The following is a 22,917-nucleotide window of genomic DNA, read 5'->3' as shown; positions in this document are numbered from 1 at the left end:
TTCGCCTTACACGTTGCGCCGGTATTGGCCGCCGACGGTGAAGAAGGTGTCGGTGATCTGTTGCAGGGTGCAGACCCGGGCGGCGTCCATCAGGACATCGAAGATGTTGTCGTCGGTGCGGGCCACGGCCTCGAGCCGGGCCAGCGCGGCGTGCGCGGGATCGCGGTGCCGGTGCTGGAATTCGCGGACCCGGGTCAGCTGGGACTGCTTTTCCGGCTCGGTGCCGCGGGCCAGTTCGATGTCGTGCTTCGGTTCGCCGTGCGGGTTGCGGAAGGTGTTGACGCCGACGATGGGCAGCGAGCCGTCGTGCTTGCGGTGTTCGTAGCGGATGGACTCGTCCTGGATCTTGCCGCGCTGGTAGCCGGTCTCCATCGCGCCGAGCACGCCGCCGCGTTCGCTGATCCGGTCGAACTCGGCCAGCACCGCCTCCTCGACCAGGTCGGTGAGTTCGTCGATGAGAAAGCTGCCCTGCAACGGGTTTTCGTTCATCGCGACGCCCCACTCGCGGTTGATGATCAACTGGATGGCGAGCGCGCGGCGCACCGATTCCTCGGTGGGGGTGGTCACCGCCTCGTCGTAGGCGTTGGTGTGCAGGCTGTTGCAGTTGTCGTAGATGGCGATGAGCGCCTGCAAGGTGGTGCGAATGTCGTTGAAGCTCATCTCCTGTGCGTGCAGCGAGCGGCCGGAGGTCTGGATGTGGTACTTCAGCTTCTGCGAACGATCGTTGGCGCCGTAGCGATCTCGCATCGCCACCGCCCAGATTCGCCGCGCCACCCGGCCGATCACCGAATACTCGGGGTCCATGCCGTTGGAGAAGAAGAACGACAGGTTGGGCGCGAAGTCGTCGACCCGCATGCCGCGCGCGAGATACGCCTCCACATAGGTGAATCCGTTGCTGAGGGTGAACGCGAGCTGGCTGATCGGGTTCGCGCCCGCCTCGGCGATGTGATAGCCGGAGATCGAGACGGAGTAGAAATTGCGAACACCGTTGCGCACGAACCACTCCTGGATGTCGGCCATCATGCGCAGGCTGAATTCGGTGGAGAAGATGCAGGTGTTCTGGCCCTGATCCTCCTTGAGGATGTCGGCCTGCACGGTGCCGCGCACCGTCGACAAGGTCTTCGCGCGGATGTCGGCGGTTTCGTCCTCGGTCGGCGCCCGCCCCTCGGCGGCGGAGAACCGTTCCAGCGCTTGGTCGATCGCGGTATTGAGGAAATAGGCCAGGATGGTCGGAGCCGGGCCGTTGATGGTCATCGATACCGAGGTGGTCGGCGAGGTCAGGTCGAAACCGTCGTAGAGCGCCTTCATGTCGTCGAGCGAGGCGATGGAGACACCCGAGGTGCCGACCTTGCCGTAGATATCGGGGCGCTCGGCCGGATCGTGGCCGTAGAGGGTCACCGAATCGAACGCGGTGGACAGCCTTTTCGCGTCGGCGTACTCGCTGAGCACCTTGAACCGCCGGTTGGTGCGGAACGGGTCGCCCTCGCCGGCGAACATCCTGGCCGGATCCTCGTTGTCCCGCTTGAACGGGAAGACGCCCGCGGTGAACGGAAAACGCCCGGGCAGGTTCTCCGCGCGCAGGAAACGCAGCAGCTCACCGTGATCGGTGTACCGGGGCAGCGCGACCCGCGGAATCGAGTTGCCGGACAGTGATTCCCGGCGCAACGGCGTGCGGATCTCGCGGTCGCGGATCCGCACCACCTGCTCGTCCCCGCGGTAGGACTCGGCCAGCGCGGGCCATTCGGCGAGCAGCGCCGCGTTCTCGGCGGTCAGCTCGGCGCGCGCCTTCTCGGCCAGCTCCGCGACGGCCGAATCGCCGGGCAGTTCCGCCGCCACCTGCTCGACCCGTTGCACCCGTTGTGCGGCAACGATTTGCGTGGCCGTCGTCGCGTGATACTCGCGCACCGTCTCGGCGATCTCGGCCAGATAGCGCACCCGCGCCGGCGGAATGATCTGCGCGAACCGGGTCGACGTGCGGGTGTTCACCCTGGGCAGTGCGCCCTGCTCCAATCGCAGGCCGCGCTCGGAAAGCAGCCCGGCCAGATGCTGATAGAGCGCGGTGACCCCGTCGTCGTTGAAAGTCGCGGCGCTGGTGCCGAATACCGGCATGTCCTCCGGCGACGCGGTGAACGCCTCCCGATTGCGGATCAGCTGACGCGACACATCGCGCAGCGCGTCCGCCGCGCCGCGACGCTCGAACTTGTTGATCGCCACCACATCCGCGAAATCCAGCATGTCGATCTTCTCCAGCTGAGAAGCCGCGCCGAAGTCCGGTGTCATCACATACATGGAGACGTCGACATGGTCGGTGACCGCGGCGTCGCCCTGGCCGATACCCGGCGTCTCCAGGATCACCAGGTCGTAACCCGCTGCCTTGCAGGCGGTCACGATCAGCTCGATATTGTCCGGCAGCTCGCGCCCGCCCCGGGTGGCCAGCGAGCGGAAGAAGATGTGGTCGCCGTCGAGGGCGTTCATCCGAATGCGGTCGCCGAGCAGCGCGCCGCCGCCGCGCCGCCGGGTCGGGTCCACCGCGAGGATCGCGACGCGCAGCTTGTCCTGCTGGTCCGAGCGCAGCCTGCGCACCAATTCGTCGGTGAGCGAGGACTTTCCGGAACCGCCGGTGCCGGTGATGCCGAGCACCGGCACCGTGCGCGCGGCGGCCGCCTGGACCAAGGCCTGCCGGTCGGTGTCGGACAGCGCGTCCTGTTGCAGGCAGGTAATGGCGCGCGCCAGCGCGGCGCGTTCACCGGCGAGCACCGCCTCCAGCACCGGCGGCTCGGTGGCGAGATCGACATCGCAGGCGCGGATCAGCTGATTGATCATGCCGGGCAACCCGAGTCGCTGGCCGTCCTCGGGGGAGAAGATGGTCACCCCGGATTCGGCGAGCCGCGCGATTTCCTCGGCGACGATCACCCCGCCGCCACCGCCGAATATCCGAACGTGTTCGGCCCCTGCCTTTTTCAACGCGTCGGCGAGATATTCGAAGTATTCGACATGCCCGCCCTGATACGAACTGACCGCGACGCCCTGCGCGTCCTCGGTGAGCACCGCGTCGACCACCTCGCTGACCGCGCGGTTGTGCCCGAGGTGGATCACCTCCGCACCCTGCGCCTGCAGGATGCGCCGCATGATGTTGATCGCCGCGTCGTGCCCGTCGAACAGGGCCGCTGAGGTCACGAAACGAACGGGGTTGGTCGGCGTGTGCAGCGTGTGGTCGGCCACGGCTTTCCTCCGGCGATATCCAGTTGGCGCCCGATACTAGGACGTCAAACTAATCCTACGGTGATGCCGATCACAGCGCCAGGTAGTACACGCCCGGTCAATTCGGGAAAGTCGGCAATCGAGGTTCCGCTCACCGTGAATGCAAATGGCGACAACCGGTGCCGGCTCGAGTTCCGATGTGACGCGATGCCCTAAATCCGAAATCCATCTGCACAAATCCACCAAAAGGAAGATCCATGGGACGGAACTCTTATCGGTTCGCCGCCGCGGTAGCCGCCCTCGGCCTGTCGACCCTCGCCGCGCCGTTCGCGCACGCCGAACCCGCGCCGCTGAACGGTCTGTTCGCCCTGGCGCCCGGCGTCTGCTCCGGCGGCGCGGTGACCGGCAGCTTCTTCCGGATGATCCTGCCGACCGGCGACGCGGGCGGCCCCTACCTGGCCAACAGCGACTCCGCGTGCAGCGACCAGACGGTGACCACGCTGTCCGCGGGCAGCGACGGCGGCCTGGTCAGCGGCAGTTATCAGCCGCAGCCGGCGGCGGCCTTCGACGGCGCGGGCAACGCGCAGTCGGGCCGGGTCACCACCCCGGTCCGCTTCTACGGCGTCGATTTCGCCACCGCGACCAACCCGACCGATCCGCAGACCGGCGGCGGCACCTCGGTGCCCGAGGTCTATTCCGACGGCGGGCAGCTCTCCGGCGATCTGAGCAGCCTCGGTGTCACCTGGAACAACCAGGTGTTCAACCAGGGCGCGCCGAAGCCGGGCGGTGGGCTGCCGGGCAAGACCAGTCCCGTGCGCGGCACCATCGACGGCTCGGGCAACTTCGTCATCGAGTGGACGAGTCAGATCGTCGGCGGTCCGTTCAACAACTTCACCGGGCTGTGGCATCTGGCCGGTCAGTACCGTGGCGGCAGCGTCCCGCAGGCCGCACCGGCGGCCGCGCCGATCGTCGCGCCGCCCGCCGCACCCGCAGCCGCGCCGGCCGCCCCGGCGCCCGCGGCTCCGGCCGCGCCCGCCCCTGGTGCTCCGGCGCCCGCGGCCGCGCCGGCCGCCGTGCCGGTGGCGCAGAACCAGGCGCAGCCGATCCACGCCGACCCGGTGCTCGCCTCGAAGACCATCGAGGTCCCGCGCGGCAGGCACACCCCGGCGTGGGTGGTGCCGACGCTGCTCGTCGTCGCGGTCGCGGCGGCCGGCGTGTTCTTCAACGCGGACCGGATCGTCCGTCGGCAACGGCAGTGACAGCGGTGTCGGGGCTGCCCACCTATTCGGAGTTCGTCTCGAATCCCGAACCCGCGCCGCCGCGTCCGCGGAAACGGTGGCCGTTCGTGCTGATCATCGCGATCGGCGCGCTGCTGGTGCTCGCGCCCATCGGCACCGGCATGTTTCCCCGAGCGGTCAAGGGGGAGGCGATGATCGACGCGTTCGAGCCGTACATGACGCGGTCGAGCATCGACGGATATCGCCACGATCTTCAGGTGCTCGACGACGCGCGGACCAATGTGGTCACGTTGCAGAGGAACGGACAGCAGCCGGGCAGCTTCGAGCGGGTGGACCAGTTCGTCCGCGACTACCCGGAGATCAGCTACCACATGTCCGGGATGATCGGCGCGATCGACGACAACCGGGGCAATTACGAAAAGCTCGCCGCGGTACCGCCGTTCGGCACGCTGCCGTGGTTGTTCGCGCTGCCCGGCGTGATCCTGGTCGGTGCGGGAGTGCTGGGTTATCGACGCGCGAAAGAGGGCAAGCAGGCTCTGGTCTGGCGCTCGGTCGCGGGACTCGCCGCGCTCGGGTTGATCGCGGTGCCGCTGCTCGGCGGACTGTTCCCGGCCTCTCCCGCGGCGCAACCGCTGATCAACGACCTGCGCCCGATCCTGACCCACGACGAGGTCCGGAAGTTGCAGGGCTACTTCGTCACTCTGGTCGCGGCAGACGGCGAACTCAACAGCCGCTACACCGCGGCCGTCCGCACCGCGCACCCCGAGGCCGATCTCACCGGCATCACCACGCTCGAAACCCGTTGGCAGCCGATGACTTCCCGCTTCGCCGCGCTGATCGGCGCGATGAACGACAACGTGCGCAACTTCGATGCCGTTGTCGCGCTGAACGACTCGACCCGCCCGATCGGCTTCGGCGCGTTCCGCGGGCTCGGGTTCTTCTACCTGGTACCGGGCATTTTCGTGCTGGCCGCCACGGTCGAGGGCCTGCGCCTGCCGAACCGGTTGCGGGCCAATCTAGTAGGAGGGAATCCGGCATGAGCGCACGAAAGCTGATCGCGGCGACAGTCCTGGCCGCGCTGGCGCTGGGGGTGTCCGGCTGTTCCAGCAGCGACAACGCTCCGGCGTCGAGCGGGCCGGAGCCGCTGGTCGGATTGCTGCGCCTCACCCCGGGTTCGGTGTCCGGCGACAGCGTGGCCGGCACCTGGTTCCGGATGGTGCAGCCGGGTGGCACGCCGGAGAAGGGCCCCTACATGCCCAACGGCGACTCCCCGGCGCAGAACGGGTCGACCACCTTGCTCGAACCGGGCACGGCCGGTGGCCTGCGCATCGGCGGATACCAGAGCGAACCGAATCCCGGCTTCGCGCAGGGTAATTCGCTGTCCGCGTCGATCACCAAGCCGACCAAGTTCTTCGCCGTGGAGTTCGGCATCTCCACCAATCCGACCGACCCGCAGACCCAGCGCCGGGTGCCGCCGCCCTCGGTGACGAACGACGGCGGCAAGCTGACCGCCGACGTGTCGTCCTGGGCGGCCTCGTGGAACGACCAGGAGTTCAACCAGGGCGCGCCGAAGCCGCCGGAGAAGCAGGACGCCCAGGTGGCCGGCGCCGAACAGGTGCAGAAGGTCTGGGACTGGGTGGCCAAGCAGTGGTTCGACAAGCCCACCGCAGATGCCGCTCGAGGTCCCTCGGCCACCGGCACTTTCGACTCGAAGACCCGCAAGTTCACTCTCCAGTGGACCAGCCTGATCGTCGGCGGGCCGTTCAACGGCTTCACCGGCGTCTGGCACCTGGAGGGCTTGTTCGAACCAGCCGCCGCCGCGCCCGATTCGCCTGCGGCCCCGGTCAAATAGACAGCAGAAAGAGTACGGTCCGATGAGTTATCGCACGACGACCCGGCCTGCGCTCGCCAGTGCCATCCGCGCGGTGGCCGCGCTGACGGTGATCGGCAGCGCGGTCGCGGTCACCGCGTTGACGGTGCGGCAGGACGACGACGTCACCAGCGTGGTGATCACCCAGGAACAGCCCGCCGCGGCGGCCCGGCCGGCCGCGCCCGCGGCTCCGGTCGAAACGCCGCCTGCCGCACCGGCTCCGGCGGCTCCCGCGCCTGCCCCCGCGCCCGGTGGGCCCGCCCCGGCCGCCTCGGTTCCGCTCGGCACGGGTGGTGCTTCCGCCGCCGTCGCCATCAATCCCGGTACGGCAGCGCCGAATACCGGTGCGCCCGGCGGTTCGGTCCCGTTGGGTGCGGGCGCGCCGAACAGTTCGGTCCCGCTCGGCGGCGGTGCGCCGAACAGTTCCGTTCCGCTCGGCGGCGCGGGCGGGGCCAACCCGTTCGCCGCCGCGCCGCTCGCGGCGCAGCCCGCGTGCCCGCTCGGCTGGCCCGCGCCGAAGCAGCAGGGCGGCCTCGCCTCGCTGATCGGACTCGCCCCGCTGGCGGGTCCGTTCTCTTCGGAGGCGTTCGCGCTCGGCTCGGTCTACCAGCCGATCTTGCAGCTCGCGGGTCCGGTGCTGGCCGAGATCGCCCCGATCCTGGCGCAGTACCAGCCGGCGATCGACCCGTTCATCACCCAGGTTCAGGGCGTGGAAGCCATTGTCCTGCAAGCGATCCTGCCCTACTACGGGCCTTACCGGGGTCAGCTGATCGCGGCCGAGGGCGAACTTGCCAAGGCGCTGGCCCCTATCCTCACCAACGCCTACAACAGCGAAGCCGCCTCCTGCTTCGTCGCGTGGCAGGGTCAGATCATCGACCAGGCCAAGGGTGGCCGCATCACCGTCGCGTCGCTGGCCCGCCCCGGCACCGTCGTGGAACTCGGCCCCGAGTCCTGACCCCCGCGCACCTTCAGTCGCGCCGCGCACGGATTCGCCTCGGATTCCGTGCGCGGCGTGCTTTGTCTTGGCCTGAGCACGGATCAGCCGCGAATGTCGTGCGCGTCCTTATGGAACATGCGTGAATCGGTGATCTCGGGTCGGGCGGAGGTCAGCCGGAGATAATGAGCGCATGGCGACACATCAGAGCTCAGCTGTGCGGAAGCTGGTCGAGCAGGGTGTGCTGACCGAGGCGCAGTTCGAAGCGGTCATGACGGCGCTGGCGACGCGCGAGTCGCGGCCGCGCGGAAAGATCCTCGCCGAGATCGCGGCCTATATCGGGGCCGGGCTGGTGTTCTGCGGGATCGCGCTGGTGATCGGGTCGTCCTGGGACGATCTCGCGCGCGGCGGCCGGGTCGCGGTGCTGCTCGCGGTGTCGTTCGGGCTGGTGCTCGGCGCGATCGCCGTGGTCGGCGGGCCGGGCAGGCTGTTCGTGCGGGATCCGCACGGGTCCCGGGTGCGGCTCGCGGCGGCGTTGCTCGCGCTCGCGGCCGGGGCGATCGCCGGGACGGTGGGTACGGCGCTGGACAACGGCACCGACGACGCGGGGTCGTGGGCGGTGATCGCGGGCCTGGTGGCAGCCGTGCTCGGTTACCTCGCGGTGCCGTCGGTGATCGGGATGCTCGCGTGCGGTGTCTTCAGCGCGATTCTGCCCGCGATGCTCGGCGATCTCGCGGGCGTCGACGACGGATGGTACGGACTCGGCATGCTGGTGATCGGCGGAATCTGGTTCGCGCTCACCAGGATCGGCGGTTTCGTGGAGACCTGGCTGGGTTATGCGATCGCGGTCGGGATCTCGTTGATCGGTGCGGTGATCGTCGATGGCGACAGTTGGTGGTGGGCATTTGTGCTCAGCCTGCTGGTGGCCGTCGTCTGCTTCGCGTTGTTCGCCGAGCAGCGTTCGACCGTGCTGGTGATCGGCGGCGGACTCGCGGTCGCGCTGGCGACCGGCCAGGCGGTGACCGAATGGACCGACAGCGTCCTTGCGGTGGCGGTCGCGGTGCTGGTGGTCGGCGCGGTGGTGCTCGGTCTCGGCGCGTTTGTGCTCACCAGGACGCCGAAGCCGTCGAGCTAGCGCCGCCGTCCGACTCACGAACTGCCAGGTAGAGCGCGATTCCTGCGGCTGCCGCCCGCGCGCTGGGAACGTGGGATGGCTCACACTCCGCATTTACATGGACGTCCAACTATAGGATGACCGCATACCGCGCCAAGCGGTGTCATGGTCGGCTACCAGAACAGGACTGGCATGGTTCGCGAACTCACTCACTTCATCGGCGGGCAACACGTCGCGGGCACCTCGGGCAACTTCGGTGACGTCTTCGACCCGAATCTCGGCCAGGTGCAAGCGCGGGTGCCGCTGGCCAGTACCGCCGAGGTCGAGGCGGTCATCGCCAATGCCGAAGCGGCGCAGCCGGTCTGGGCCGCGTTCAACCCGCAGAAGCGGGCGCGGGTGCTGATGCGCTTCCTGACCCTGGTGCAGGACGAGATGGATTCGCTTGCGGCGCTGCTGTCTTCAGAGCACGGCAAGACCATCGCCGACGCGAAGGGCGACATCCAGCGCGGCCTCGAGGTGATCGAGTTCGCCGTCGGCGCACCGCACCTGCTCAAGGGCGAGTACACCGAGAGCGCCGGCACCGGCATCGACGTCTACTCGATGCGCCAGCCGCTCGGCGTGGTCGCGGGCATCACCCCGTTCAACTTCCCGGCCATGATCCCGCTGTGGAAGGCAGGCCCGGCGCTGGCCACCGGAAACGCGTTCGTGCTCAAGCCGTCCGAGCGCGACCCCTCGGTGCCGCTGCGGCTGGCCGAGCTGTTCCTCGAGGCGGGCTTGCCGCCGGGTGTGTTCAACGTGGTCAACGGCGACAAGGTGGCCGTCGACGCGCTGCTGCACGACCCGCGGATCAAGGCCGTCGGCTTCGTCGGCTCCACCCCGATCGCCCAGTACATCTACGAGACCGCGACCGCGAACGGCAAGCGCGCCCAGTGCTTCGGCGGCGCGAAGAACCACGCGATCGTGATGCCGGACGCCGACCTCGACGATGTCGCCGACCAATTGATCGGCGCCGGTTACGGTTCCGCGGGCGAGCGGTGCATGGCCATCTCGGTAGCGGTGCCGGTCGGCGAGGAGACCGCGGATCGCCTGCTGGCCAAGCTCACCGAGCGGGTGGAGAAGCTCAACATCGGCCGCTCCGACGATCCCGGCGCCGACTACGGCCCGCTCGTCGGCCAGGACGGTGTGGACCGGGTGAACAACTACGTCCAGATCGGCATCGACGAGGGGGCCGAGCTGGTGATCGACGGCCGCGGCGTGACCGTGCCCGGCGGCGAGGACGGATACTTCGTCGGCGCAACGCTTTTCGACAAGGTCACCCCGGAGATGCGGATCTATAAGGAAGAGATCTTCGGTCCGGTGCTGACCGTCGTCCGCGCCAAGGACTACGAAGAGGGCCTGCGCCTGGCCAACGAGCACGAATACGGCAACGGCGTCGCGATTTTCACCCGCGACGGCGACACCGCCCGGGACTTCGCCGCCCGCGTGCAGGTCGGCATGGTCGGCATCAACGTGCCGATCCCGGTACCGATCGCGTACTACACCTTCGGCGGCTGGAAGCGTTCCGGCTTCGGCGATCTGAACCAGCACGGCCCGGACTCGTTCCGCTTCTACACCAAGACCAAGACCGTCACGCAGCGCTGGCCTTCCGGGATGAAGGAAAGCAACGCGTTCGTCATCCCGACGATGGACTGACCATGTTCATCCTCGACGAAGACGAGCAGGCGATCCGCGACACCGCGCGCGGATTCGCCGACGAGTTCCTCGCCCCGAACGCCCTGGAATGGGATGAGCAGAAGCACTTTCCGGTCGACGTGCTGCGCAAGGCGGGCCCGCTCGGGCTCGGCGGCATCTACGTCCAGGAGGATGTAGGCGGTTCGGGCCTGCGCAGGCTCGATTCCGTGCGCATCTTCGAGCAGCTGGCCACCGGGTGCCCGGCCATCGCGGCCTACATCTCCATCCACAACATGGCGACCTGGATGATCGACGCCTACGGCGATGCGGCGCAACGCGATCGCTGGCTGCCGAGGCTGACGTCGATGGAGCTGCTGGCCAGTTACGCGCTGACCGAACCGGGTGCGGGCTCCGACGCGGCGGCGTTGAGCACCAAGGCCGTTCGCGACGGCGAAGACTACATCTTCAATGGGACAAAGCAATTCATCTCCGGTGCGGGCGCGACCGACGTGTACGTGGTCATGGCGCGCACCGGAGCGGCGGGCGCGCGCGGCGTCTCGGCGTTCATCGTGCCCGCCGATACGCCGGGAGTTTCGTTCGGCGTCAACGAAAGAAAGATGGGCTGGCACGCGCAGCCCACCCGGCAGGTGATCTTCGAGGACGCCAGGGTGCCCACGGCGAACCTGCTCGGCGCGGAGGGCGACGGCTTCCGGATCGCGATGAACGGCCTCAACGGCGGACGGCTGAACATCGCCGCCTGCTCGGTCGGCGGCGCGCAGGCGGCGCTGGACAAGACGGTGCCGTACCTGGCGCAGCGGCAGGCGTTCGGCAAGCCGTTGCTGAAGAACGAGGCGCTGCGCTTCCAACTCGCCGACATGCGCACCGAATTGGAGGCCGCCCGCACCCTGCTGTGGCGGGCCGCGGCGGCGCTGGACGCCGACGCGCCGGACAAGGTCGAGTTGTGCGCCATGGCAAAGCGATTCGCCACCGACGCGGGCTTCGAGGTCGCGAACAAGGCGCTGCAACTGCACGGCGGCTACGGTTACCTGGCCGAATACGGCCTGGAGAAGATCGTCCGAGATCTGCGGGTACACCAGATCCTCGAGGGCACCAACGAAATCATGCGGGTGGTCGTCGCCCGCGCGGTGGTAGGAGCGGCATGAGCGAACGAAGTGAGCGAATCATGTGCCAGCGCGCTTCGCGCATGACGGAGCCGAGCGTTAGCGAGGCGCAGTCATGAGCGAACCGGAAGTGCTGATCGAGAAGGCGAATGGGCTCGGGCTCATCACGTTGAACCGGCCCAAGGCCATCAACGCGCTGAATCACCCGATGACCCTTGCCATTACCGACGCGCTGCGCGCCTGGGCGGACGACGACGAGGTGCGCACCGTCGCGCTCACCGGCGCGGGGGAGCGCGGTCTGTGCGCGGGCGGCGACATCGTCGCCATCTACTCCGACGCGACCGGCGGCGCCACCGGCGCGGGTTCGCCGACCGGGCGCTTCTGGCGCGACGAGTACGTCCTCAACGCGCTCATCGGCAGCTACCCGAAGCCGTATGTGGTGGTGATGGACGGCATCGTGATGGGCGGCGGCGTCGGGCTCTCCGGGCACGGCAGCCACCGGATCGTCACCGAGCGGTCCAAGATCGGCATGCCCGAGGTGGGCATCGGCTTCGTCCCGGATGTCGGCGGCACCTACCTGCTGTCGCGCAGTCCCGGTGAGATCGGCACGCACGTCGCGCTGACCACCGCCCGGATGACCGCGGGCGACGCCATCGCGGCCGGTTTCGCCGACTACTTCGTCGCCACCGAACACCTTCCGGCGCTGTTGGATACGCTGCGCACCGAGGCGGTCGAGGTGGCGATCGCCAAGTTCGCCACGGCCGCACCGGAATCCGGCCTGCTCGGGCGGCGGTCCTGGATCGACGCCTGCTACCAGGCGGACACGGTCGAGGAGATCGTCGCCCGCCTGCAAGCCGACGAGTCGCCGGAGGCCGCCGAGGCCGCCGCGGACATTCTGACGAAATCGCCTGTCGCGCTGAAGGTGGCGCTACGGTCGTTGCGGTCGGCGCGCACCGCGCCGGACCTGGAGACGGTGCTGAACGAGGAGTACCGGGTCTCCATCGCGGCGCTGTCCTCGGCCGATCTGGTGGAAGGCATCCGCGCGCAGGTAATCGACAAGGACCGTAATCCGCAGTGGTCACCGGCGACCCTCGCCGAGGTCACCACCGCACAGGTCGACGCATACTTCGCCGAATTGGGCGATCAGGAACTGGGTTTGGTGAGCAATGACTGAAAAGATCGGATTCCTCGGGCTGGGGCACATGGGTGCGCCGATGGCGGCGAACCTGGTGAAGGCCGGATATGAGGTGCTGGCCTACGATCCGGTGCCCGCCGCCCAGAAGCAGGCGATCAAGGACGGCGCGACCGTGGTGAGCACAGCCGTCGAGGCGGCCGACGCCGGTGTCGTGATCACCATGCTGCCCAACGGGAAACTCGTCCTCGACGTGTATGCCGAACTGCTCCCTGCCGCCAAGCCCGGCACCCTGTTCATCGACTGCTCGACGATCGACGTCGCCGACGCCAAGTCGGCCGCGGTGCTCGCCATCGGCGCGGGCCACCGTGCGCTGGACGCCCCGGTCTCCGGCGGCGTCGCCGGCGCGGCCGCGGGCACGCTGACCTTCATGGTCGGCGGCGGCGCCGAGGACTTCGCCGACGCGCTGCCGCTGCTCGAGGTGATGGGCGGCAAGGTGGTGCACTGCGGCGGCTCCGGAGTCGGCCAGGCGGCCAAGATCTGCAACAACATGCTGCTCGGCATCTCGATGATCGGCTTGTCCGAGGCCCTGGTGCTCGGCGAGAAGCTGGGGCTGACCCATCAGTCGTTCTTCGACGTCGTCTCCACCGCGTCGGGCCAGAGCTGGGCGTTGACCACCTACTGTCCGGTCCCCGGCCCGGTGCCGACCAGCCCCGCCAACAACGATTACCAGCCCGGTTTCGCCACCGCGCTGATGAACAAGGATCTGGGCCTGGCCGCGAACGCGTTGCGCGAGAACAGCATCGACGGTCAGCTCGGCCTGCTCGCGGCCGAGATCTACAACCGGTTCAACGAGTCCTCGGGCGCGCGGGACTTCTCGGCGATCGTCACCGAGATCCGGGACCGCAGCGATGTCCCCGGCACGGACGCCTGACCCGATATTCCGGAAGGATGACACGTCTCGAACATGCGTTCGACTCGAGGTATTGTTCGAGCCGTGTCTCCACTTTCCCGCCAGGACTGGGCCAGGATGAACCTCGAACAGGTCCGTGACCAGCTGCTCGACGCGGCCGCGTTCGGCAAGTACCTGCCGCCCGAGCAGTTGGAGAACGCCGCGGGAAAGATCGCCGAGGGGCTGCGGGTCTATACCGAGCTGACCAGCGACCGCGGCCCGTCCGGGGCGTGAATTCCGTTGTGCTGTAACAACTTCAGAATACCGTCGGGACGTTGCGGGCGGGTCGGCCGACCTAGCTGCTGTATCGTCACCGATGTTCCTGACCTCCCCCGACCGAGAAGGTGCCGAGTGACCGACTTCGAGACGATTCTGCTGGAGCGCAAGGGCCGGGTCGGCTGGATCACGCTGAACCGCCCGAAGGCGCTCAACGCGCTCAATGCCCAGGTCCTCGACGACGTCATCGCCGCGCTCGACGAGCTGGAGCGCGACGACCAGATCGGTGCCGTGGTCATCACCGGCTCGGATCGGGCCTTCGCGGCCGGCGCCGACATCAAGGAGATGCAGCCGAAGTCGTACATGGACATGTTCCTGAACGACTACTTCGCCCGCTGGGACCGGCTCGCCGCGTTCCGCAAGCCGACCATCGCCGCGGTGGCCGGCTACGCCCTCGGCGGCGGCTGCGAACTGGCGATGATCTGCGACATCCTGATCGCGGCCGACACCGCGAAGTTCGGCCAGCCGGAGATCAAGCTCGGCGTCATCCCCGGCATCGGCGGCTCGCAGCGGCTCACCCGCGCGGTCGGCAAGGCCAAGGCGATGGACCTGGTGCTCACCGGCCGCAACATGGACGCCGAGGAGGCCGAGCGCGCCGGGCTGGTCTCGCGCATCGTGCCCGCCGCCGACCTGCTGGACACCGCGCTCGAGGTGGCCGACACCATCGCGTCGATGTCGCTGCCGGTCGCCATGATCGCGAAGGAGGCGGTCAACCGCTCCTTCGAGACCACCCTGGCCGAGGGCCTGCGCTTCGAACGCCGAGTGTTCCACTCGCTCTTCGCGATCGAGGATCAGAAGGAAGGCATGAGCGCGTTCGTGGAGAAGCGGCCGGCGAAGTTCACCAACCGCTGAGCAGAATGCCTGTCCACTTAGCCGGCGCAGATCCGGGCTAGCCGAAGCTCGACGGCGACGGCCCGACGATCTCCACCGGCGTCGACGGCGTGCCGTGGCTGGGTTCGGTCGACGGCCGGTCCATCGCCAGGATTCCGGCGATCGTCGCGCCGAGCGCCGCGGTGACCGCGACGGCGGCGATGAGCTTGCGGCGGTCGACCGGGCCGTGCACCAGTGACGCGGACAGTCCCGCGCCCGCCCGGGCGCGGGCCATCCGTACGTCGCCGCTGTGTCGTTCGGCCGCGAGCAACACCGCGCCGCGGGCCGAGACGTAGTCCGGTTCCGGGTCGTAGATGATCGGCAGATCGATCAGCTCCGCGAGTTCGTCGCGGATGCTCGGATTGCGGGTGCAGCCGCCGAGCAGCACCAGCGCCTCGGGCTGCACGCCGCTCTCCTCGATCAGTTGCCGCACGAACGACGCCGAATGATGCAGGCTCGCGGCGCACAACTCCGCCAGATCGCTGCGGGTGACCACCTCGCGGCCGCCGGAGATCGGGTCGATCGCGGTGACCACCCGCTCGCTGCTCAACGCCTCGCGATGCCTGCGGCTGGTCAGCTTGTCGGTGAGCACGCCGCCGCGCGCGAGCTGCCAGCGCAGCAGCGCGTCGTAGCCGTCGCCGCCGAGCACCGTGCTGCGCTTGCCCGCGAGGATGGTGTCGTTGCGGCAGTCGGCGTGCGTGATGGTCAGGCCGGACGTGCCCAGGTCGTAGAGCAGGACCGAGCCGTCGTCGGGCAGCTGTCCGGTGAAGCGGAGATAGCGCAGCTGCGCCAGCGGCTCGTCGACGATGGTCAGGCGGTTGCGGCCGGCTCCGGTCCGGATGGCCTCGGCGTGCAGGGTGCAGCGGCAGGTCACGGCGGTTCCAGTGACCAATTCGTCGCGCCGGTCGGCCGCGCCGCGCATCTGGCGGATGGCCTCGAAGACCGGTTCCTCGACCCCGCCGCCGGCGCGCCGGGGCACCTCGCATCGATCGATCGGCGGGAGATGCGGCTGATCGGAGTGAGTCAGCATCGCGCGTGCGCCCCCAGCGCCCGCCGATACCCCCAAGACCAGCACCATGGTTTACATGGTGAACCCTTTTGCGGCTGCTGCCAAGACAACGGGCCGGGAAATTCGCTAGTTGGATGCCGGACCGTTACGCCATGGCCAACTGGCGGGTGTAGGAAACCGACCGGTACGACCGTCTGGTTCCGGTCAGGTCGCGGACCAGCGCGCCGGTTCGTCGCCGGTGTCGAAGTCGCCTGCGGCATGTCGGAATTCCGCCAGTAACTGCAACAGCGTGTGCAGCCGATCCGGTGCGAGGCCGGGTAACGCGAAGACGCGGGTGTTGAGTTCCTCGGTCGCCTGTGCGACCAATTCCCTTCCGGCGTCGGTGATCTCGATCAGCGTCGCGCGCCGGTCGGTGGGGTGCGGCACCCGTTCGACCAGCTTCGCCGCCTCGAGTCGATCGACGGTGTTGGTCACGCTGGTCGGGTGCACTTGCAGGCGGGCGCTGGCCTTCGCCATCGGCAGTGCGCCGGTCTTGCTGAAGCTCAGCAGCATGAGCAATTCGTAGCGAGAGAAGGTCAAACCGGTCGGTTTCAGCGCCTCGTCCACCCGGGCCATCACGATTTGCTGGGCGCGTACCAGCGAGGTCACCGCGGCCATGCCATCGGCCACGTCACCCCAGCCGTGGCCGACCCACTGGCGATGGGCCTCCTCGATCGGGTCGAGCGGAAGTGGGCGTGGCCGAGACATTCTCCGATCATTCCATGCGGATGGGCGCGGTTCGGGGACATCCAGCGGGCTTACGGTCACACCCGCTTCGAATCAGGGTGAGTGCAAGGGTGGGTCCGAGCGCCCGCGCACGGCACTATCAATGGCGAGGCGGGCGTGGCTGAGTGGTTGAGGCAACGGTCTGCAAAGCCGTTTACGCGGGTTCAATTCCCGCCGCTCGCTCTATCGGGTTCGAGGGTCGCCTCAGGTGGGAACGCTCGGTTCGGCATACGCCACGGCCGGACCGAGCACCCTCGAGCCATGCGCGGCGGTCAGCCGAGTCCCGAGAAATCTCGCAGCACAACGTGATTGCGGTCCGCGGTGGTGCCGAGCGTGTAATCCGGGAGCAGGCCGAAGTATTCGGATCTGGTGGTCGCGCTCCAGCGGCGGGCCGCTTCGGTGCGGGTCTTGTAGAAGTTGAGCATGTAGCCGCCTTCGTAGAGGCGCAGCAGGCTGTAGCCGCCCGGATATTCCTTCACCGCAGCGACTTCCAGGAATTCGACGGCGCAGCCGGTATCCGGGCGGGTGCGCCGATTGCGGTGGGTGTGGCCGCTGTGGTGCAGGAAGACGCCGGGGGAGCGGTCGTAGAGCGCTTGCAGTTCGGCGCTGTCGCGGCCGTTGAGCACGAAGCCAGGGCCGGCGAGATTGGTCAGGCCCGATTCGATGGTGACCGGGTGGTGGCTGAAGACCAGGGTCGGGCGGTCGGGGTCGGCGCGGAGTCGCTCGGCGAACAGGTCGAATTGGGGGCGATCGATGGTGCCGCCGGATCCGTCCAGTTCGCTGGTGTCCAGGCCGAGCAGGCGCAGGCCGCCGGACTCGTGTTCGATCAGCTGCTGGCGCGGGGTGAAAGCCTCTGCCCAGCAGTCGTGGTGGTCGGCGGGGGCGGGCCGGCAGTTGGCGTACCCCGGGCCGGTGTGCGGGCGGTCGTGGTTGCCGCGGACGACGAGGTAGTCGTCGCCGAGGGTGCCCCACGCGTCGAGTTGTGCGCGCACGGCGCGCGAATCATCCAGGGACGCTTCGCTGGTCAGGTCGCCGGCGATGAGCAGCCGTTCGGCGGCGCGGTCGGGGCGGCGCAGATCATCGAGCACGGCGGCCAGCATCACCTCCGGGTACGGCGGAACGTCTTGACGCACACCGGGCGGGAGATCGGCAACGAGCAGACCGCTGACCTCCTCGCCGTAGTGCACGTCGTTGGCGAGGGCGACGGTGTGCAGCGGGCGGCCGGGCGGGGGCACCAAAGTGGTGAATCGACCGGTGGATTCGGGGGTGCCGGGGCTGAGCGTGGTCAGGGAGAGCGCGGGGATCGCGCATACGCCGTGGGACCAGGCCTCGAATCGGTAAGTGCGACCGGGTTCGAGGCCGTCGATCTCGGCGTAGTGGAACGGGGTCGGCTGTGGGTCGGCGTACACCGGAACCGGTGCGCGGGCCGAATCCGCCGGAGCCAGGCGCAGTTCCGCGTCGGAGTCCACCGGCATCAATCGCCCGGCCGGATCGGGCGCGACCGTCGTCCAGGTCACGACCACCGAGTGATCGGTGATCGTGACCACTTCCAGATCGGTGGCGATCAGCGGATTCGGTTGAGCCCGAGCCGAACCCGTGCGCGCCAACGGCAGTAGTGCGGCAAAACCGATGGCGCCGAGCACAGTTCGCCGGGACGGCCCGCAACACGAGGCGCGTTCGTTCATGCGTGCGGGTGTGGCGTCAATTCTTGCCGGTGACTGCGGAGCAGACCTTCCACTTGCCGTCTTCCTTCTTCAGGTGCTCGGTGGTGCTGGTGTCGGTATCGGGCGCCTGACCCGGCACCTCGAGGGTGAGCTTGCCGACGATGTGCGCGGTCGCGGTGTCGCCGGTGATCACGATGCTCTCGATCCTATCGATGTTCACCGCGACCGTCGCGGACTCGAACTCCTGCCGGTCTTCCTCGGACAGCGCCTCGAACTCGGCCCGGTCCGCCGCGCACGCCTTGGCGGCGGCGGCCTGGAATCCCTTGTTGTCCAGCGTGTCGTAGAAGTCGTGGATCGCGTTCTCGATCCGCTTTCCGTCCGAGGCGAGCGGTCCCTTGCCCTGCGCGGTCAACACCGCGCCGAGCACCACGACTCCGCCGAGCGCCAGCAGCACCACCGCGATCAGTCCGACGATCAGGCCGACCTTGCTCTTGCGCGACGGCTGATGTCCGGGCGGCGGCGGTGGATAGCCGGCCTGCGGATAGCCCGTCGGCGGCGGATATTCGGTGGGCTGCTGCTGCGGATACTGCGGTCCTTGCTGCGGCGGTTGCCCGCCCGGCGGATAAGTCATCGTCTCGTCCTCCGTCAGCCCCCCTCGGCTTCCTCGAAGGTTACGTCAACCGGGTACCCGGGCGAGCGGGAAATGGCCCCGGCTGACTCGCTGGTCGGCGGCCCGGGCATGTCCCGCGTCGGCGCGCGGCCGGCGGACTATATTTGCCGGGTGCGGATGACCGCCCATGTTCGTTCGTGCAGAAGGAGATTCGAATGCGCAGACTGATCGGCATGTCCGTCCTCGGCGTCGGGTTGCTGGCGATCGCGCAGGGTGCGGGAACCGCGGGCGCCGATCCGGCGCCGGACGGGCAGGGGACCCTGCGGGTGCAGGCCGTGACCACCGGCGCGGAACCGTTCGGTGTCATGGGCGCCCAGATCGGGATCCTCTCCTGCACGGCAGACAAGGTGCTGGCCTCGCTGACCACCGGACAGGACGGCACCGCCGTGACGAACCTGCCCGCCGGCTGCTATCACGCCCAGTTGACCTCGGTCTCCGGCTGCGAGCCGAAGAGCGCGAACTCGGTCAAGGTGGACGTGATCCCCGCCGCCACCCAGACCGCGGCTTTTCAGGTCAGCTGCGCCTGATTCGGTGCTCCATCCCGCTGGGATGAGAATTGTTCCGGTGCCGTGGCTCCGGGATGTCACCACTTCGTAGGATGTGCCGCCGGTCGAGCGCGGGATACGGTCGCGACGTGGTGGTTTCGGTGAAATCTCAGCGCGAACGTCCGGCTCTGGTGATCCGGTTGGGGGCCGTGTTCGCCGCGGTGACGATCTGGTGGTTGGTGCTGTATCACGGGGTGAATGCCGTGGTCGGCGACGACGACTACACCCGCGGTGGACATGTGGTGCGCGCGGTCGGCGCGACGCTCGGCACGGTGCCGTTTGTTTACCTGGCGCTGCGATTTCTCGATCGGCGGCCGTGGTCCGCTCTCGGCGTGACCTCGATCGGCAGTGGTTGGCGCGCATTCCTTTTCGGGGCCGCCTGCTGGGGCATTCCCGCCGCTGTTTCCGCCGCCGTCATGCTGTGGCTCGGTTGGGCTGATCTCACCGTGCAGGCGCCACTGCCGAAGACTTTGCTTGCGTTGATTGCCCTCGTCGCGCTGGCACTGCTCTACGAAGCAGTCCCGGAAGAACTGATCTTCCGCGGCTATTTCTTCACCAACCTCGCCGAGCGCTATTCGACCGCGACAACCGTGATCGCTCAAGCGGTACTTTTCACGCTGTGGGGCGTCCTGATCGGCGCGGCCACCTCCATCGATCGGGTCATCCTCTTCTTCGCGTTCTCTGTGGTCCAAGGCGCACTGCGCGCAACCACCGGAAACCTCTGGGCCTGCATCGGATTCCACGCGGCCTTCCAGGTGGCCACTCAGTTCCTCGGCCGGCAATGGAACTACATCGATCTGAACGACCCCGACCTGAGCATCACGGGTCTGGCCTTCGTCATCATCCCGTTCCTGAGCACCGCGATCGTGCTGTGGTCGGTGGCTCGAAAGCGGCGCAAGAGCTGATCGACTATCCACGACTGCTGCCCGCCGCGGGGGTCGCTGGACAGAACCCGCTGGGAAACCGAGGTTTTCGGGCTCTCACCCATCTGCTGCCCGTCCCGCTACGAACAAGAGTCGGAACTCGATTGCTACCGGCCGGAACAGTGTGGACGTCGGGCGCGGTCGGTGGACCATGTGGTGCGAGCGAGGGTGAAATCCGGCATTTCGGTAATTCCGGATGGTAGCGTCTGGCCCGCGATCGAGTTCTTCATCCGCTCTACCCAAGGTTGCGGCTGCGCCGGTTCTGGCTTGCAGGCCGATTCGGTGTTTGCCGTCGGACCACCGTTTGGACGATGGGAAGGATTTCGATGGAACATCAGCAAGAGGAAATGTCGAGCTCGACTCGTGGCCGCCGGGGAGCCCGGCGTGGGGTGTTTATCGCCGCGAGCCTGGTGGGTGTGTCTGCGCTCGGATACAGCATGGTCGGCACGACGCAACCGATCGCTTCGGCGGCGGACGACAGCGCGCCGTATACCTGCACGATCCCCGACACCAAGATCAAGGTTACGACAATCGGTGACGTCGACGAGGGTTCTTACGAGCTCGAAGTGCCGGAAACAAAACTGTCGGGCGACAACGCGAACTGCACCAAGCTCGCCAAGACGACTATCCCGGTGGAAGACAATCGGCCATCGTATGACGGCACCACGAGCGGTAAGTGTGTGATGAAGATCGACAACATCATCGCGACTAAAAACTTCGAGAACGGCGGCGGCACGATTAAGGCTGCTCTCGACGGAAGTTCGTCGGACCTCATGGCTACGGCCGACACCACGGCAGCGAGCCCGCAGAAGGAGACCTCGGCGGAACTTACCGCCAAATTCAAAGGTCTGAAGTGGACAGAGTGCAAGAGCCACGGGTTCACCGACGCGACGATCACGATGACCGGCGGCAAAATCAAGTTCACCCCGAAGTAGCGCTCGTAGCCGGCGGTTGTAGCCCCGCTCGGCTCGTCGAGATCAGCTAGTTCACCGCGCTGCGTCGATACCCATCGACGCAGCGCGTCTGGTATCCCATCGAACGAATCGCCCGACACCCCAACCTGTTCCAGAAACCAGAACGGCCCCTGATCGCATAGTGCTGATCAGGGGCCTCTCTGCGGTGCCCTCGGCAGGATTCGAACCTGCGGCCTTCTGCTCCGGAGGCAGACGCTCTATCCCCTGAGCTACGAGGGCGGGATAGGTCTCGAGCGGTGACGGTGACGCCGCCGTTCGGGCGGGGAAAGCGTATCGCATCGGTCGCCGGGAGCCAAAAAGGGTTGTCGGGGGCGGCGGTTCGGGGTCAGTTCGGCGGGAGCGGGACCGCGCCCCGTGCGGTGAGCATGGTGGTGATGAGCTGGGCTTCGCCGCGCTGGGTTTGGTCCATGGTGTCGGCGAGGGTGCGCACGGCGGTGGTTTCGGCGTGTTCGGCCGCGTAGTCGATCATCGGCAGACCGCCCTGGTGGTGGCGCAGCATGAGTTGCAGGAACAGGGTGTCGAGGGCGGGGCCGGTGGCTTGACGCAGCGTGGCGAGATCGCCGGGCGTGGCCATGCCGGGCATGGTCGGCATCGGGCCGGACATGGTCTGGGTGGCGCCGGAATGCCCGTGGCCGCCCGGTTGCGCGCTCATCCAGCCCATGTAGCCGTCGACGCTCTGCGCGGGCTTGCCCCACAGTTGCAGCCAGCCCTGCATCCGGCCGACCTGGTTCTGCTGGGTGGTCATGATGTCGTAGGCGAGGCGGCGCACGTCGGTGTCGGTGGAGCGGACCAGCACGACGCCGGCCATCTCCACGGCCTGCGCGTGATGGGCCGACATGTCCTGGGTGAAGCCGACGTCCACCGCGCCGGGATCCGGTTCGGACGAATTGTTCAGCGGCAGCCGGATCAGCGCGCCGATCGCGACGCCGATCAGGATGGCGCCGATCATGCCGAGCACCAGCAGCGCGGTGCGCTGTCGGCGAACCTGGGCGCCGAGGCCGGACTCCGTGGAATCCGGCTCGACCTCGGTGATCACTACTGGCTCGGCTGCGGCTGGGCCGGCCCGGGCTGGGCCGGGTTCGGCGCGGGCCGGGGCGCGGGCTGGTTCGGCACCGCGCCGGGCAGGCCGGGCAGTCCCGGAACCCCGGGCACGCCCGGCAGGCCGCCGGGCATTCCGCCGACCTCACCCGGGTCCTGCTGCAAGCCCTTGCCGTCCATCGGCACCGCGTCCGGTCCAGGCGGCGTCGGGTCGAACGGCGGCGGGTTGTCGGTGTCGAACGCGATCGTCGAGCAGTCCGCGCCGACCTCGGGGTAGGTGTAGTTGTTCAGGCGCAGCGCGGTGATGAACTGGCCGACGCGCTTATCGTCGGCGCTGTCCAGCTTCAGCTGATGTCCCCACGATTGCAGCGAAACCGCATGGTCCAGACCGGGGTACGGCGACATGAGCGAGTACGCCTTGCCCTGCACCTTGCTCTTCAGCGAGTCGATGCCCGCGGCGTCGACCTTGTCCGGGTTGTAGGCGATCCACACCGCGCCGTGCTCGAGCGAGTGCACCGCGTTCTCCATCCGGATCGGCTTGTCGTACACGACGCCGGTGCAGGTGGCCCAGGACGCGTCGTGCGGTCCGCCGAACGCGGGACTCTGGTCGTAGGCGACCCGCTGGGTCGGGCCGATGTGCAGCCCCGCCGGGTATTCCTTCTTCACCACGCCGGGGATCGAATCCGAGGGGTCCTTGCGTTCCGCGCTGGGCGTGAACTTCTCCAGGTCGGCCTTCTCCTGGTACTTGGGTACCAGGCTGTAGGCGAGAGCACCGATGAGTGCGATGATGACTACGGCTGCGCCGATGGCCAACCAGGGGATCTGACGATTCTTCTTCGGCAGTTGTCCACGCCCGCCCCCTTTGCGGGACCCGGACAACTTGGCGGCGGCCTTGGCCGATTTGGCGCTGGGACTACTCGGCATCGCTCGTTGTGCTCTCTCGAGGTGAT

Annotated in this window: 21 protein-coding genes and 2 tRNA genes; 15 read left to right on the top strand and 8 right to left on the bottom strand. The window is 68.0% G+C overall.

The genetic code is table 11. The features are described from left to right. Positions 1-6: 6 nt before the first annotated feature. Positions 7-3,222 (bottom strand): fused isobutyryl-CoA mutase/GTPase IcmF, encoded by a 3,216-nt coding sequence (gene icmF / locus AB0M22_RS43895; RefSeq protein WP_364739472.1) that lies wholly within the window; start codon positions 3,220-3,222, stop codon positions 7-9. Between the two features lie 236 nt (positions 3,223-3,458). Here icmF and AB0M22_RS43890 point away from each other — a divergent pair, with 236 nt between their 5' ends. From AB0M22_RS43890 to AB0M22_RS43840, 11 genes are all read left to right on the top strand, one after another. Further along, positions 3,459-4,460, top strand: coding sequence for a hypothetical protein (locus AB0M22_RS43890; protein ID WP_364739470.1), 1,002 nt, complete (start codon positions 3,459-3,461; stop codon positions 4,458-4,460). Beyond that, positions 4,457-5,479 (top strand): hypothetical protein, encoded by a 1,023-nt coding sequence (locus tag AB0M22_RS43885; RefSeq protein ID WP_364739468.1) that lies wholly within the window; start codon positions 4,457-4,459, stop codon positions 5,477-5,479. Before AB0M22_RS43890 ends, AB0M22_RS43885 begins: the two co-directional genes overlap by 4 nt. Continuing rightward, a complete protein-coding gene (locus tag AB0M22_RS43880; protein ID WP_364739466.1) occupies positions 5,476-6,291 on the top strand; it encodes a hypothetical protein in 816 nt (271 codons plus the stop codon). Before AB0M22_RS43885 ends, AB0M22_RS43880 begins: the two co-directional genes overlap by 4 nt. 22 nt (positions 6,292-6,313) lie before the next feature. Next, positions 6,314-7,264 (top strand): hypothetical protein, encoded by a 951-nt coding sequence (locus AB0M22_RS43875; protein ID WP_364739464.1) that lies wholly within the window; start codon positions 6,314-6,316, stop codon positions 7,262-7,264. 172 nt (positions 7,265-7,436) lie between these two features. Next, positions 7,437-8,378 (top strand): DUF2157 domain-containing protein, encoded by a 942-nt coding sequence (locus AB0M22_RS43870; RefSeq protein WP_364739462.1) that lies wholly within the window; start codon positions 7,437-7,439, stop codon positions 8,376-8,378. 171 nt (positions 8,379-8,549) lie between these two features. Continuing rightward, positions 8,550-10,049 carry a CoA-acylating methylmalonate-semialdehyde dehydrogenase gene (locus AB0M22_RS43865; protein ID WP_364739460.1) on the top strand — a complete coding sequence of 500 codons (1,500 nt, stop codon included), beginning with the start codon at positions 8,550-8,552 and terminating at the stop codon, positions 10,047-10,049. Positions 10,050-10,051: 2 nt separating this feature from the next. Further along, positions 10,052-11,191, top strand: a complete 1,140-nt coding sequence (locus AB0M22_RS43860; protein WP_364739458.1) for an acyl-CoA dehydrogenase family protein — start codon at positions 10,052-10,054, stop codon at positions 11,189-11,191. Between the two features lie 73 nt (positions 11,192-11,264). Further along, positions 11,265-12,323 carry an enoyl-CoA hydratase/isomerase family protein gene (locus AB0M22_RS43855; protein WP_364739456.1) on the top strand — a complete coding sequence of 353 codons (1,059 nt, stop codon included), beginning with the start codon at positions 11,265-11,267 and terminating at the stop codon, positions 12,321-12,323. After that, positions 12,316-13,215, top strand: a complete 900-nt coding sequence (gene mmsB, locus AB0M22_RS43850) for a 3-hydroxyisobutyrate dehydrogenase (protein ID WP_364739454.1) — start codon at positions 12,316-12,318, stop codon at positions 13,213-13,215. The genes AB0M22_RS43855 and mmsB overlap by 8 nt, the downstream gene beginning before the upstream one ends. 63 nt (positions 13,216-13,278) lie before the next feature. Next, on the top strand, positions 13,279-13,467 hold the full coding sequence (locus AB0M22_RS43845) for a DUF6374 family protein (protein ID WP_364739452.1): 189 nt from the start codon (positions 13,279-13,281) through the stop codon (positions 13,465-13,467). A 117-nt stretch (positions 13,468-13,584) separates the two neighbouring features. Then, on the top strand, positions 13,585-14,361 hold the full coding sequence (locus AB0M22_RS43840) for an enoyl-CoA hydratase (protein ID WP_364739450.1): 777 nt from the start codon (positions 13,585-13,587) through the stop codon (positions 14,359-14,361). 37 nt (positions 14,362-14,398) lie between these two features. On the opposite strand, the gene AB0M22_RS43835 is transcribed toward AB0M22_RS43840, so the two are convergent. Then, a complete protein-coding gene (locus tag AB0M22_RS43835; RefSeq protein WP_364739448.1) occupies positions 14,399-15,457 on the bottom strand; it encodes an Hsp70 family protein in 1,059 nt (352 codons plus the stop codon). A 135-nt stretch (positions 15,458-15,592) separates the two neighbouring features. Then, a complete protein-coding gene (locus tag AB0M22_RS43830; protein WP_364739446.1) occupies positions 15,593-16,135 on the bottom strand; it encodes a MarR family transcriptional regulator in 543 nt (180 codons plus the stop codon). A gap of 129 nt (positions 16,136-16,264) precedes the next feature. On the opposite strand from AB0M22_RS43830, the gene AB0M22_RS43825 reads away from it, so the two are divergent. Then, positions 16,265-16,336, top strand: a tRNA-Cys gene (locus AB0M22_RS43825). 89 nt (positions 16,337-16,425) lie between these two features. Here AB0M22_RS43825 and AB0M22_RS43820 read toward each other — a convergent pair. Continuing rightward, positions 16,426-17,838, bottom strand: coding sequence for a metallophosphoesterase (locus AB0M22_RS43820; RefSeq protein ID WP_364739445.1), 1,413 nt, complete (start codon positions 17,836-17,838; stop codon positions 16,426-16,428). A 16-nt stretch (positions 17,839-17,854) separates the two neighbouring features. Next, positions 17,855-18,448 carry a hypothetical protein gene (locus AB0M22_RS43815; RefSeq protein ID WP_364739444.1) on the bottom strand — a complete coding sequence of 198 codons (594 nt, stop codon included), beginning with the start codon at positions 18,446-18,448 and terminating at the stop codon, positions 17,855-17,857. A 194-nt stretch (positions 18,449-18,642) separates the two neighbouring features. Between AB0M22_RS43815 and AB0M22_RS43810 the strand changes: the two genes are divergently transcribed. From AB0M22_RS43810 to AB0M22_RS43800, 3 genes are all read left to right on the top strand, one after another. Further along, on the top strand, positions 18,643-19,014 hold the full coding sequence (locus AB0M22_RS43810; protein WP_364739442.1) for a hypothetical protein: 372 nt from the start codon (positions 18,643-18,645) through the stop codon (positions 19,012-19,014). Positions 19,015-19,133: 119 nt separating this feature from the next. Beyond that, positions 19,134-19,937, top strand: coding sequence for a type II CAAX endopeptidase family protein (locus AB0M22_RS43805; RefSeq protein ID WP_364739440.1), 804 nt, complete (start codon positions 19,134-19,136; stop codon positions 19,935-19,937). 344 nt (positions 19,938-20,281) lie between these two features. Continuing rightward, entirely contained in the window at positions 20,282-20,890 is a 609-nt protein-coding gene (locus AB0M22_RS43800; RefSeq protein ID WP_364739438.1) for a hypothetical protein, read from the top strand. Between the two features lie 185 nt (positions 20,891-21,075). Here the strand turns inward: AB0M22_RS43800 and AB0M22_RS43795 are convergent. From AB0M22_RS43795 to AB0M22_RS43785, 3 genes are all read right to left on the bottom strand, one after another. Further along, a tRNA-Arg gene (locus AB0M22_RS43795) sits at positions 21,076-21,148 on the bottom strand. A gap of 106 nt (positions 21,149-21,254) precedes the next feature. Further along, on the bottom strand, positions 21,255-21,962 hold the full coding sequence (locus tag AB0M22_RS43790) for a DUF305 domain-containing protein (RefSeq protein ID WP_364739542.1): 708 nt from the start codon (positions 21,960-21,962) through the stop codon (positions 21,255-21,257). A 2-nt stretch (positions 21,963-21,964) separates the two neighbouring features. After that, positions 21,965-22,891, bottom strand: coding sequence for a DUF3105 domain-containing protein (locus AB0M22_RS43785; RefSeq protein WP_364739436.1), 927 nt, complete (start codon positions 22,889-22,891; stop codon positions 21,965-21,967). Positions 22,892-22,917 lie beyond the last annotated feature (26 nt).

Source organism: Nocardia sp. NPDC051756, from assembly GCF_040681495.1.
Lineage (GTDB): Bacteria > Actinomycetota > Actinomycetes > Mycobacteriales > Mycobacteriaceae > Nocardia.
The sequence above is the reverse complement of the archived record's forward strand: the minus strand, read 5'-3'. Positions and strand labels throughout refer to the sequence as shown.